Origin of the sequence: Maribacter halichondriae (assembly GCF_027474825.1) — a bacterium.
In the GTDB taxonomy this organism is placed as follows: Bacteria; Bacteroidota; Bacteroidia; order Flavobacteriales; family Flavobacteriaceae; genus Meishania; species Meishania halichondriae.
Genome location: NZ_CP107030.1, coordinates 3,673,098 through 3,686,931, shown reverse-complemented (window position 1 = coordinate 3,686,931; position 13,834 = coordinate 3,673,098). Strand labels below are relative to the sequence as shown.

Below are 13,834 nucleotides of genomic sequence, written 5' to 3'. Positions count from 1 at the left end.
CCCAAGACAAAATTTGCAAGCATAGCCGTAGCTACGGTTAAAAATTTTAACACCGGGAAAGGAAAAAGAAAGACAAAAAACTCGGGTTTCTAAGTGGTAGGAGTATACATCCAAAAAACTTAAAAATAGGATAGATAATCCGTTCACTTCCCTTATTTTTAGAACGGCTAATCAAATAATACAGAACTTTATGAAAAAGCGATTTCTCACGCTAACACTGTTGGCATGCACCGCAATTTTGTCCGCTCAAGATTACTTCCCTGAGAACGACGGTGTAAAATCAAAGAACAACAACTACACGGCCTTTACCAATGCTAAAATCTACGTGACGCCCACACAGGTTATCGATGGGGGCACCTTACTGATCCAAAACGGAAAAGTGAAGCAAGTGGGCAAAACGATAGCCTTACCAAAAAATTCGGTGGTGGTCGATTTAAGTGGAAAATCGATTTATCCTTCCTTTATAGATGCCTATTCCAAATTTGGGGTGGAGCAACCGAAACGAAAACCCGGAGGCGGCAGAGCTTCACAATATGATGCCGAGCGGGAAGGTTTTTACTGGAACGACCACGTAATGCCCGAAAATGCGGCGATTGATAAATTCAAATATGACGACAAAGAAGCCAAAGAGCTTCGCGATGCCGGATTCGGAGTGGTCAACTCTCATATACACGATGGTATCGTAAGAGGAACGGGGGTACTCGTCGCTCTTAACGGAACAGATGGCGATGCCAACCGAATTTTAGATGACAAGTCCGCACAATATCTTTCATTCGACAAGAGTGTTATCAAAAAACAATCGTACCCTACGTCTCTGATGGGTGCTATGGCCTTGTTACGCCAAATGTATTCGGATGCCAAATGGTACGCTGCAGGAAATTCAGATACCAAAGACCGTTCCTTGGAAGCATTGAACGCCAACAAGGGTCTCGTACAGATTTTCGAAGCAAAAGACAAAGGCAATGCCTTACGCGCAGATAAAATCGGAGATACCAACGGAATTCAATTTGCGATTCTAGGTGGCGGCGATGAATATGAAAGCATTGCGGAAATCAAGGGTACGAACGCGAAGTTCATTCTCCCGATCAATTTTCCTAAGGCCTATAATGTTTCGGATCCGTTTCAGGCTGACTATGTAACCTTGGCCGATATGCGCCATTGGAACCAAGCCCCGTCGAATCCAAAGGCCTTGGCGGATGCGGGAGTTCCATTTTCACTTACTCTGTATGATTTGAAATCCCCTTCGAAATTCAAGGATAATCTAATGAAGGCCATCGAATACGGACTTCCAAAAACGAAAGCTCTAGAAGCACTGACCACCGTACCTGCTACCATTCTTGGCAAGTCAGGAAGCATTGGTTCCTTAGAAGTTGGGCGGCAAGCGAATTTTTTGATTACTTCTGGGGATATTTTTGAAAAAGGCACTACCCTTTACGAGAATTGGGTACAAGGCAATAAGAATATCATCAAGGAGAAGGACCAGAAAGATATTCGTGGTAATTACGATTTGGCCGCAGGTGGAATGACCTATAAACTAGCCATTACAGGTGAGCCGAGTAAACCCAAAGTGGAAATCAAACAAGACACGAACAAACTAAAATCAAAGATCAATTACAAAGGTGATTGGTTGGAACTTTCTTTTTCCACGGATGAAGAAGAAAAGAATTATCGCATGACAGGCTTGGTAACGACCGATGATAATCTGAGTGGAAAACTGGTGCTTCCCGACGGCAATGAATCTTCTTTTAGCGCTACGAAAACAAGTGCTTTTGAGGATAAGAAAAAAGAAGATGACAAAGCATCATCCAAACCTGAAATGGTTGGCGTCACCTACCCGAATGTTGGTTTCGGATTTTCCGAAAAACCGAAATCAGAAAACATCCTCTTTAAAAATGCCACGGTATGGACGAGCGAAGAAGCGGGAATTCTCGAAAACACCGATGTCTTAATAAAGGATGGAAAGATTTCGAAAATCGGAAAAGACCTCAAAGGAGGTAACGCTAAAGTGGTCGATGCCACAGGAAAACACTTGACCACGGGAATCATCGATGAACACACCCATATCGCAGCCCTTGCCATTAACGAAGCGGGGCACAATTCTACCGCCGAAGTGAAAATGGAAGATGTGGTCGACAATGAGGATATCGATATCTACCGTCAATTGGCGGGCGGCGTTACCTCGGCACAATTGCTGCACGGTTCGGCCAACCCGATCGGTGGGCGTTCTGCTATTTTGAAGTTAAAATGGAGCGCCTCTGCAGATGAGATGATCTATGACAACTCTCCCAAATTCATCAAATTCGCTTTGGGTGAAAATGTAAAGCAATCGAACTGGCAGAGCTTTTCACGTTTCCCACAGACCCGTATGGGCGTGGAGCAAGTATTTATGAATTACTTCCAACGCGGTAAGGAATATGACGCCTTGAAGAAAAGCGGACAGCCTTATCGCTATGACGAAGAAATGGAAGTCGTTGCCGAAATACTCAATGGAGAGCGATTTATCAGTTGCCACTCCTACGTTCAGAGCGAAATCAATATGATGATGAAAGTGGCCGATAAATTCAATTTCAGGGTCAATACTTTTACGCATATTCTTGAAGGTTACAAAGTGGCCGATAAAATGAAGGAACATGGCGTGGGTGCTGGTACCTTTAGTGACTGGTGGGCCTATAAATATGAAGTGAACGATGCGATACCTTATAATGCGGCCATCATGAACAAAGTAGGTGTCACCGTAGCCATCAACAGTGATGACGGTGAAATGGCGAGACGTTTGAACCAAGAAGCCGGTAAAACGGTCAAGTATGGCGGAATGAGTGAATTGGATGCTTGGAAAACGGTAACCATCAATCCCGCGAAATTATTGCATATCGATAATCGCGTCGGAAGTATCAAAGAAGGTAAAGATGCCGATCTCGTACTCTGGTCGGATCATCCCCTTTCGGTGTATGCCAAAGCGGAAAAAACCCTAATCGAAGGCGCGACCTATTTCGATATCGAAAAAGACAAGCAACTTCGGGAAGCCGTCCAAAAAGAACGTAACCAACTGATCAATATGATGTTGAAGGAAAAAGCAGGAGGCGGTAAGACGCAAGGGCCGAAAATGAGCAAGAAAGAGCGAATGACGTGTGAAACGCTTTGATGAAGTACGAAGTTAGAGGTACGAGGTACGAAATGAAAAAATAAGGGCTCCTCCCTTTAGAAAAAGGGAGGTGGCATCCCGACTTTTCGGCGGGATGACAGAGGGTTTGAAAGCCCAAGCCATAAGAAACATAGAACCAACTTTAAACAGATTCCCGCCTTTACTGAAACGAGTTCAGCACAAGCGAGGGAATGACAATAAATCATTTAGAATGAAAAAAGCAACTAACATTATAACCGCCCTCCTACTCACTTTCGGAGTAGCGAGCTGGGCCCAACAAACTCCCGCACCAAAACAAAGCGGAGCCATTAGCATCACTGGAGCAACCGCTCATATCGGCGACGGCACAATTGTAGAAAACTGCACCATCGTTTTTGAGGATGGAAAAATAACGGCCTTAGGCGCAGATGCTACTGCAAAGGGGACTGCCATCGATGCGGCTGGCAAACATGTCTATCCCGGATTTATAGCTCCCGCCAAGGAATTAGGACTTGTAGAAGTCAACGCCGTTCGTGCGAGTAATGATGCCGATGAGATTGGTGATATCATTCCCCATGTACGAAGCTTGATTGCCTATAATGCTGAATCGAAAGTGGTGGAAAGCATGCGCCCCAATGGGGTTTTGATAGGGCAGATTACGCCCAAAGGTGGACGTATTTCCGGCACCTCCTCCATCGTACAATTCGATGCTTGGAATTGGGAAGATGCTGCCGTAAAAGTCGACGACGGTATTCACTTGAACTGGCCACCTAGTTTTAGAAGAGGTCGCTGGTGGATGGGCGAACCTCGCGGATTGCAACCCAATAAGGACTACCAAAAACAAGTGGACGAAGTCGAGACCTTTATGCAAAACGCCACTGCATACGGAGAGGGAACCGCAAAAGAGCTGAACCCAGCCTTCGCGGCCATGCAAGGCGTTTTTAGTGGAGACCAACGATTATACGTTTATGCCGATGGCGAAAAAGAAATTATCGACGGCATCACTTTGGCCAAAAACTCCGGTGCAAAGCATGTAGTTTTGGTTGGAGGCTATCATGCCTATAAAGTGACGGATTTTCTAAAGAAAAACGATATTCCCGTTTTAGTACAATATACCCACAACCTGCCTAGTTTGAACGATGACGATTATGATTCTGCCATACAAACTCCCCAAACTATTAATGGATGCTGGCCTTTTAGTCGCCCTGCAAAATGGGGAAGCCTCCAACTTCCAAACCAGAAACCTGCCCTTTTATGCAGGTCAGGTCGTAGGTCAGGGAATGGACAAAGAAAAAGCGTTACAAATGCTTACAGGCAACACTGCAAAAATATTGGGTATCGATGATACCCACGGTACTTTGGCCATTGGTAAGAGTGCTACCCTTTTTGTTTCAGAAGGAGATGCCCTCGACATGCGCGGAAATCAACTGACCCATGCCTTTATCGATGGCCGTACTATTTCCTTGGAAACTCACCAGACTGAGCTTTGGAAAAGGTATTCGGGGAAGTATGAGGGGGAATAACTAGAATCATATTATGAAGAAAATCACATTACTTGTTGTTTTAGTCGCTACCTTAATTATTCCTAGCCATGCCCAACAGGCACAAAACCCATCTTTTGAGGAAATAATTTCATTGCGGTCAGTTTCGGATGCCGCCATCTCACCTGATGGTAACCACATTGTATTTGAGCAACAGACGGTAGACTGGGAAGAAAATAAATATGTCACCGAGTTGTGGATTTCTAAAAATGGAGGTGAACCCTTCCAACTAACCAATAATCCCGAGAACGGTAGTTCGAATCCGAAATGGTCACCCGATGGCAAATGGATCAGCTTTTTGTCAAAGCGAGGGGAAAAGAGTCAAATTCATGTGATTCGGGTCGATGGCGGAGAGGCCGTACAAGTCACCCATACCGAGAAGGACATCTCACAATATGAATGGGCGCCCATTGGTAAAAAAATTGCCTTTTTACAATCAGAGGATAGGTCGAAAGAAGAAGAAAAAAGAAAGGATATCTATGGTGGTTTTGCCGTGGAAGACGCCGAGTATAGTATGAATCAACTATACCTAGCCAATTTTAAGCCCGATAGTCTTAGGTACAATCCGTTACCCTCGGAGTCAAAAGATACGGTACGAACCAAAAATTTGGAGGCGAAACCGATGATAGATAGTGTGTCATTTTCCATTAATACCTTCAAATGGTCTCCCGACGGACAAAAAATAGCCTTGGAGCATCAACCCGATCCCTTGCGGAATACATTTTTTAAGGCGGATATTTCCATTTATGATATTCGAACCAAAAAACTGACCACTTTGGTAGCTAATTTGAGTTATGATGGATTGGTCACTTGGTCTCCCGATGGCGCGTCCATTCTATATGGTTCTAGCCTTAACGATAGTATTTCCAATTATTATAAAAACGGAAAAATCTTTCGCATCAATGTAGACGGCACGGAGAATCAACAACTAGCGGAAGATTTCGATGAAGACCTTTTTGCCATACAATGGAACCCGAACGGAATTTTCGCACTTTCATGGCAAAAAACAAAACGGCCGTTGATCCATATCGATCCAAAAAACGGGAAGACCAAAATGCTGGAAAAAGGGCCTGAACGCATTTATGGGTATTCATTTTCAAAAGACGGTAAAAAAATGGCCTTTACGGGAGTCAATGACAGCGATTTGACCGAAATCTACCAAACGACTTATCCGATTAAGGAAATCGATAAATTAACGGCTTCGACTAACCAAATCCAAAATTGGGCGGTTGCGCAAAGCGAAGTCATTTCTTGGAAAAGTAAGGACGGAACTACAATTGAAGGGGTGCTCCACAAACCTCAGGATTACGATCCGAGCAGAAAATATCCGCTCTTGGTCGTTATTCACGGTGGCCCTACCGGGGTATCTGTACCGAATGCAGTTCCCTCATATGTTTACCCTATGGTACAATGGCTCAACAAAGGAGCTCTGGTCTTACGGCCAAATTATAGGGGTTCTGCAGGGTATGGCGAAGAATTCCGATCGCTCAATGTGAAAAATCTTGGCGTCGGCGATGCCTGGGATGTGCTATCAGGTGTACAGCATTTAGAAGATCAGGGACTCATCGATGGAAACAAAGTCGGCTCAATGGGTTGGAGCCAAGGGGGTTATATTTCCGCATTTCTTACCACAAACTCCGATACCTTTAAGGCAATTTCAGTCGGTGCGGGCATCTCAAATTGGATGACCTATTACGTTAATACTGATATCCATCCCTTCACGCGTCAATATTTACAAGCCACCCCATGGTCAGATAAAGAAGTTTATGAAAAGACCTCACCGATGACCAACATCAACAATGCCGTGACCCCTACCCTGATACAACATGGCGAATTCGATAGAAGGGTGCCGCCGGCGAATGCCTACGAACTTTTTCAAGGGCTTCAAGATATTGGGGTTGAAACGAAATTGATTATCTACAAAGGATTCGGCCACGGAATCAATAAGCCCAAAGAACGCCTTGCGGCGACCTGGCACAACTGGCAGTGGTTCGGGAAATATATTTGGGATGAGGAAATCGAAGTGCCTATGGAATAAAGCTCGACTAGACCGAATACAAAATTGGTTTGCTAAATATTATATTTATTAGCGTCTAAACATATTTAACACCAATACACTAATGAATACTAGTTACACTAGAATACAACGCTTTTTTGCCATACTGACTTTGATACTTTGCCTTTCGTGTACCCCGGAAGAGGATGCCTGTTTTGAAACCGTTTGCTACGGCCCCGATGGTACGGACTGTGTCGAAGAACCAATCTGGGGTGATTCTAGCTGTTTTGTGCCTGACCCTGGTTCTTGAATCAGTAGTGCTGTGCTTTTATAGATTGTCCTCAAAGCTAACTTAACAAGCACCAACTGAAGTTTCGTATTGTCGTAAAAAAAAGAACTACTTCTTCATCTCCCACTTAGCCCCCAAATAGGCCATTGGAATATAGGCCACGATCAAATCAAGTGCCGTAAACCATAGCGGTCCTGAAAGCAAATAATTGTTCACTGCGCCACCGATCAAAAAGAAAACCCCAATAATCAGGGCCATGGTCATTTTTTGTGTGACGGCGATTTTAGCGGCAACAAATGCCCCGACCAAAGTGCCCAAAGCATGAGCCAAAAAGGGCATGATAAAATGTTTGGGTTCGAACAAGTGCATGGTCGCTTGTAAACCCTCCATGGTGGTGATGTCTCCACCTTCAGGCGGTGGAATGAGGTAACCACTAATCATAACGATGCCCATATTGACGATACTTCCTATGACGAGTCCGGCTGCAACGGCCAAGACATTTTTAAAAGTTGGATTCAAAGTGGTTGGCTTTAAATGATTTCGACGATGATGCGTTTATTTATGTTGTTGTAACAACTTTACTATAATAATTGCCACTTGGGGTACGTATAATAAAGAATTTCGTCAAAATGATTTCTGTTAGGCCTTTATATACTGCGCAGGATTCTTCTCAAAGCTAACCTTGCACCCATCACAACAGAAATAGACCTTCTCGCCTTGATACTCGACAATATGTTTCGGATTCCTTTTAGAGACCGGCACTTGACAAACGGGGTTGATATAGTATTCTTCGGCAAACGTAGCCGCTGCTGGCATCGCAGCAAGTGTTTCCGATGTTGTTTCTGGTTGGTGCACGGGCATGTTCTCCGATACATTGCCTTTTCTAAAATGATCGATGACCTCAGCCAAAATACTGATGGCGACTTCGCTGGCCAATTTCGCATTGATATCCAACCCTACGGGACTGCGTAATTGCGCAACGCGATCGGTAGCGAGACCTTCATTTTCGAGGTAGGTCTTAATATCTTCAGCTTTCTTTTTACTCGCTACAAAACCGACATACTTGACGGAAGTTTCCAAAGCTTTTTTCACGGAGAGGTCGTCATCTTCGCCTTGGGTGGTTACGATGATATAGGTATTCGTTACACTTTTAAGGGTAGAAAAATCAACGGTATCGGACATATGGTTCGCCGTGGGAAACATTTGCACATCGGCATCGCTCGCCATAACGGCAACCTTAAAATCGGCGGCAGAAGCCATCTGCACCAATTTACGGGCAATGTTCGACTTACCGACAACAATAAGTTCTGGTTGAGGGATAACAGGTTCTATCATAACTTCTAAAGTACCTTTGCTTTGACAGCTCATAACGTATTCTTTAAAATTTGCAGTTTCGCGAGTTCCGCCTTCTGGGGAAATGCGTACTCTTCGATAACGTTTCGTTTTGATGACATCGAGGGCCTCTTTGATTACGATACCACGAACGCAGCCCCCACCGACCCAACCGATGAGTTCGCCTGTCGCCAAAATTAGCGCCTTGTCCCCTACCTTACCCGAACTTGGGGCAATACGGTCGATGACCTGTGCAATGGCAAAATCTTCACCTTTAGCCAAGTGTTTTTCAATCTGTATCGCGAGTTCGTTAAACATCTATCAATAATTTTTCCAATTTCAATAAGCTATCCAAGTTGTGGGCTGATTCGAACGCATCTAAATGTGGCATTACATTGACCATTCCTTTTTGAATGGGTTGGTAGCCTTCCATTCCTTTTAGTGGATTGAGCCATACCAAGGTTTTACACTTTCTGCGGATGGTGCGTACCGCATCTCGGAGCACCGTTACATTTCCGGTTTCGAGGCCGTCACTCAAGATCACTACAATATGTTTTTGACTCAAAAACTTATGGCCATAGACCGAAAGGAATTCTGTCAGCGATTCCCCAATTTTTGTCCCGCTCGACCACGAATGTACATTTTTACCAATTTGATTTAAAACCTGCTGTTCATTGTTCGCTCGCAACATTGGTGTCACGTGGGTCAACTGCGTACTAAAGGTAAAAAACTCTAAGCTCTTAAAATACTTCTTTAACACCATCACATAACGGAGCAAATAATAACTGTAGGTATCCATTGAACCACTAACATCCAACAGAAAGACCACTTTCCGTTTTTCTTTTCGTTTCTTGCGATAGGCGAGATCTAACATCATGCCTCCTTTGGAAACGCCATGGCGAATTGTATTTCGAATATCGATACTACCTCTATTTGCATTTTCGAGTCGCCTTTTAAAGCGCATACTCATCTGGTGGAAAAGTTCTTCGGCCAGTTCTTCCAATTTTTCCTTATCGGCAACATTGACTTTCGAGAAGTCCGTCAATCGTAACCGGATGCTTTCATTCGCACCGACAGTTTGCTTAGCTTCCTGTTTTTTGACTTCCTTTTTCGGTACTTTAAATTCCGTTCCCAAAAAAATAATTGTAGCCGTATCCTTTTCCTTTTTAAGTTGCTTGATTTGTTTTTGACGCTGCTCTAATTTTTCCTCATAATAACGACTCCAAAAACGCTGGAACATCTCATCAAAACGGTCGAAATGTTCTTTGCGTTTGCAGTAAATCGCCTTTAGACTGTATTGGAATAATTTCCGGTCCAAAGCATAACCGCGTTCAGCAATAGCAAATGCATCACGCGTCTCTTGTGGGCCCAAAACAAACTGACGTTCGCGACAATACATGGTAAAATCGATGAGGCGTTCTTTGAATGTTTTGTCTACGGCGACCACAGTTTATATGTAAATGGTTAAAAACTGATTGTTAATTTATGGCTTACGCTACTGAAGTTTAACCTCAAGGAACGCAAGGGTTAAATCGCAAGTATCGCAAAGTTTAGATTGATATGGAATTCCATTGCGAACTTTACGTTAAACGGGTATCAAGAATTCTTGCACCGTTTTGTTGCGAACGAATTCGACGTCGTCTTTATGCTTCAAAACACTACCGATGGTAGTTTGCACGATTTCGTCCGTAATGTTTTTTTGGTTCATTAATAGTAGCGTTTTCGCCCAGTCCAAAGATTCCGCAATTCCTGGGGGTTTGTGTAGGCTTGACTTTCGTAAATTATGAATGAAAGTCACTACCTGTGTTGCTAGTTCTTCATCGATATTCGGAAGCTTCTTGGCAATGATATCAATTTCTTTGGCTTTGGATGGAAAGTCTACCCAATGGTAGAGGCACCGCCTTCTTAATGCATCACTAAGTTCCCTTGTTCTGTTAGACGTCAAAATGACCAATGGTTTTGAAGTCGCCTGTATCGTACCCAATTCGGGAATACTGATCTGGAAGTCGGAAAGCAGCTCTAACAAATAGGCTTCAAATTCCTCATCAGCGCGGTCGATTTCATCAATCAAAAGTACCACAGGTTTGTCTGAACTTATGGATTGTAACAAGGGTCGCTGAAGCACATAATCCATTCCAAAAATCTGGTTTTGCAAGACTAATTTATCTTCTTCCTGTTCAAAGAGTTTGATATGGAGCAGTTGTTTTTGGTAATTCCACTCGTAAATGGTGGTACTAACGTCAAGACCTTCGTAGCATTGCAAACGAATTAAATTTGTGCCTAAATGTTCAGCCAAGGTTTTGGCAAGCATGGTTTTACCCACTCCTGGGTTTCCCTCCAACAATAATGGCTTTTCCAAATTCTTCAATAGAAAAATGGAAGTCGCTAATTCTTCGTTCAGGATGTAGTCGTGCTCATAAAAGTCTTTTATCAGCGCTTCAATTTCTTTGTTCAATAGCTAAAATTTTAAAAGCTATGCCCGGGGAGCATAGCTTCTGATTATAGAATCCGGGACTATCTATGTGGTCGCCGATGCTTCCGCTGCGGCAAGCTTCTTTGAAAAATTCGAAACGAACTGTTTGAACAATTGATTGGAAACGGTAGTAATCAATCGCGAACCAAATTGAGCAATCTTTCCGTTAACGGTAACATCCATAATGGCATCAAGCTTTACGCCTCCCTCAGCTCGGTCGCTAAGATCAATCGTCATTTTCATTTCGGCATTTCCTTGACCTTTTGAATCCACGCCGTCTCCGGTAATAATGATTTTTCGATTTTCTTTATCAATTTCATTATAAAAGATGTCAGCGTCGTACTTCACACCCATTGGGCCGAACTTCATACCGACTTTACCCTTATAATGATTATCGCCCACCTTTTCATCTATGGATACGCCAGGGACGCAGTCCATTATTTTTTCTGGGTCGATAAGGTGTTCCCAGACTAGTTCGGTGCTTTGGGGTACTTCGAACGATTTATCTAATTGTGTTTTCATTGCAATAGTATTTTTTATTGTTATTCAAACGCTTGTGCTTAACTCGTTTCAGTAAAGGTTGGAATCTGTTTAATGGTATTCTGCGCTTTTCTTAAGGTTTGCGCTTTCAAACCTTCCATCATCCGCTTTCAGCGAATTCCATCTCCCTTCTTCTGAAGGGAGAAGCTTTTACTTTTTCAACTTCGTACCTACGCTTCCGCTTTTGCCTTTTGTATAGCATCCCAAACTTTATCAGGAGTGATGGGAATATCCAAATGCTTGATTCCCAATGGATATAATGCATCGATAATCGCGTTCGCAATTGCCGGTGGCGCTCCAACGGTTGGAGATTCGGCTACACCTTTTGCACCTAATGGGTGGTGTGGTGATGGTGTAATCGTATGGCCAGTTTCCCAATGTGGGGATTCTACCGCCGTTGGCACTAGATAATCCATTAAAGTTCCGTTCAAAACGTTTCCTTCATCATCATAGACGATACCCTCATACATTGCAGGAGCGATACCTTGTGTCAATCCACCATGTATTTGACCTTCTACGATCATCGGGTTGATGATATTTCCACAGTCATCAATCGCAACAAAACGTTTTACATCGATTGCACCTGTTTCCTCTTCTACCTCAACGACACAGATATAGGCGCCATTAGGGAAGGTTAAATTTGGTGGGTCATAATAGTGTGTTGCTTCGAAACCAGGTTCCATTCCCTCAGGGAAATTGGTATACGCAGCAAAGGCAACATCCTGTATCGTCTTCGATTTTTCAGGGGCACCTTTTACAGAATACTTCCCTACTTCCCATTCAATATCTTCCTCGCTTACTTCCAATAAATGGGCCGCAATTTTCTTACCCTTATCACGTAGTTTACGTGCCGCAATCGCTGCTGCCGCACCGGCTGTAGGAGTACTTCTACTTGCATAAGTTCCTAATCCGTAGGGAGCGGTATCCGTATCTCCTTCGTCAATTTCAATATCGGTATAGGGTATTCCCAATTCCTCTGCCAGAATCTGGGCATAAGTTGTTTCATGTCCTTGACCTTGCGATTTGGTTCCGAAACGAGCCAATGCTTTTCCTGTTGGATGCACCCGTATTTCGGCACTATCGAACATCTTGATACCTAAAATATCAAAATCTTTGGATGGTCCTGCCCCTACTACTTCTGTAAAGGTGCAGATTCCGATACCCATCAATTTTCCTTGGGCACGTTTTTCGGCTTGTTCTTTTTTATAGTCATCATAGCCCACCATTTCCATGGCTTTTTCCAAAGTAGCTTTGTAATCACCACTATCATAACTCCAACCTAAAGGAGACGCATATGGAAAATCCTCTTTCTTGATAAAGTTCTCAAAACGTATTTGCGCGGGATCTTTACCAATTTCAGCGGCAAGTTTGTCAACCATGCGTTCAATAGCATGCACGGCTTCCGTCACGCGGAAGGAGCATCGATACGCTACACCACCTGGCGCTTTGTTGGTATAGACCGCGTCCAATTCGGCAAACGCATGTTCGTAATCATACGATCCGGTACAAATGGAGAACATTCCTGTAGGATATTTTGAAGGGTTTGCCGAAGAATCGGTGTACCCGTGGTCAGCCAAAGTCGAAACTTTGAACGCCTGGATTTTTCCGTCTTTTGTAGCTGCCAATTCGCAGTCCATATGATAGTCACGGGCAAATCCGTTCACCAAATTCTCGGAACGGTCTTCAATCCATTTTACTGGTTTTCCGATTAAGAAAGAAGCTGCAATCGCAACAACATACCCAGGATAAACAGGTACTTTTCCTCCAAAACCACCCCCAATATCCGGAGCGATAATTCGAATCTTTTCTTCGGATAAACCCACGTGACCCGCAACCAAAGCTAGAATGGTACGAATCGCATGAGGCGCCTGAGATGTCAAATAAATCAACATTTTTTCGGTATCCTTATCATAGGATGCCACAACGCCACAGGTTTCAATAGAAGCTACGTGAATTCTTGGAAGGTGAATACGCTCTTTTACAACTACGTCCGCAGCTGCAATAGCGGCATCGGTTTTTTCGCGCTTACCCCGTTCCCAATGATAAATATGATTGTCTTTTTGACCCTCTTTATCCGGTCGTAATAAAGGTGCATCTTCATCCAATGCCTTGAACGGATTCACCACCGCTTGCATCGGTTCGTATTGCACATCTACCGCTTCCGCACCATCGACGGCAATATATCTATCCGTGGCAATCACGGCACAGACTTCTTGCGATTGATGCATTACCGTATCCGTTGGTAGAACCATTTGTGTATCTGAAAGTAAAGTTGGCATCCAATGCAGATTGTATTGTGCCAAATCTTCACCGGTAATGACGGCCAAAACACCATCAATAGCCAAAGCTTTTTCTTTATCAATACTTAAAATTTTTGCATAAGCATACGGACTACGCACCATGACCATGTGCAACATCCCCGGTAATTTTACGTCATCGGTATAATTACCTTTGCCGTGTAAAAAGCGGGCATCTTCTTTTCGTTTTACAGAGTGGCCCATTCCGCCTACCTCTGCTGATGTTTTACATTTAAACATGTTTT

9 protein-coding genes and 1 pseudogene are annotated in these 13,834 nt (G+C 43.6%); 4 read left to right on the top strand and 6 right to left on the bottom strand.

The genetic code is table 11. The features are described 5' to 3' along the window. Positions 1-190 precede the first annotated feature (190 nt). The 4 genes and pseudogenes from N8A86_RS17235 (at position 191) to N8A86_RS17220 (ending at position 6,968) form a co-directional block, all read left to right on the top strand. Complete coding sequence (locus N8A86_RS17235) at positions 191-3,142, top strand: amidohydrolase family protein (RefSeq protein WP_273566502.1); 2,952 nt, start codon at positions 191-193, stop codon at positions 3,140-3,142. A gap of 211 nt (positions 3,143-3,353) precedes the next feature. After that, a pseudogene (locus N8A86_RS17230) lies at positions 3,354-4,644 on the top strand (amidohydrolase family protein). Between the two features lie 13 nt (positions 4,645-4,657). Further along, entirely contained in the window at positions 4,658-6,700 is a 2,043-nt protein-coding gene (locus N8A86_RS17225) for a S9 family peptidase (protein ID WP_273566501.1), read from the top strand. Between the two features lie 82 nt (positions 6,701-6,782). Continuing rightward, positions 6,783-6,968 carry a hypothetical protein gene (locus N8A86_RS17220; RefSeq protein WP_273566500.1) on the top strand — a complete coding sequence of 62 codons (186 nt, stop codon included), beginning with the start codon at positions 6,783-6,785 and terminating at the stop codon, positions 6,966-6,968. Positions 6,969-7,055: 87 nt separating this feature from the next. On the opposite strand, the gene N8A86_RS17215 is transcribed toward N8A86_RS17220, so the two are convergent. From N8A86_RS17215 to N8A86_RS17190, 6 genes are all read right to left on the bottom strand, one after another. Beyond that, complete coding sequence (locus N8A86_RS17215; protein ID WP_273566499.1) at positions 7,056-7,466, bottom strand: hypothetical protein; 411 nt, start codon at positions 7,464-7,466, stop codon at positions 7,056-7,058. Positions 7,467-7,586: 120 nt separating this feature from the next. Then, positions 7,587-8,597, bottom strand: coding sequence for an XdhC family protein (locus N8A86_RS17210; RefSeq protein ID WP_273566498.1), 1,011 nt, complete (start codon positions 8,595-8,597; stop codon positions 7,587-7,589). Then, a complete protein-coding gene (locus tag N8A86_RS17205) occupies positions 8,590-9,726 on the bottom strand; it encodes a vWA domain-containing protein (protein ID WP_273566497.1) in 1,137 nt (378 codons plus the stop codon). Before N8A86_RS17205 ends, N8A86_RS17210 begins: the two co-directional genes overlap by 8 nt. A 138-nt stretch (positions 9,727-9,864) precedes the next feature. After that, on the bottom strand, positions 9,865-10,734 hold the full coding sequence (locus tag N8A86_RS17200; protein ID WP_273566496.1) for an AAA family ATPase: 870 nt from the start codon (positions 10,732-10,734) through the stop codon (positions 9,865-9,867). Between the two features lie 63 nt (positions 10,735-10,797). Beyond that, positions 10,798-11,274, bottom strand: a complete 477-nt coding sequence (locus N8A86_RS17195) for an SRPBCC family protein (RefSeq protein ID WP_273566495.1) — start codon at positions 11,272-11,274, stop codon at positions 10,798-10,800. A gap of 188 nt (positions 11,275-11,462) precedes the next feature. Then, a complete protein-coding gene (locus N8A86_RS17190; RefSeq protein WP_273566494.1) occupies positions 11,463-13,829 on the bottom strand; it encodes an aerobic carbon-monoxide dehydrogenase large subunit in 2,367 nt (788 codons plus the stop codon). Positions 13,830-13,834 lie beyond the last annotated feature (5 nt).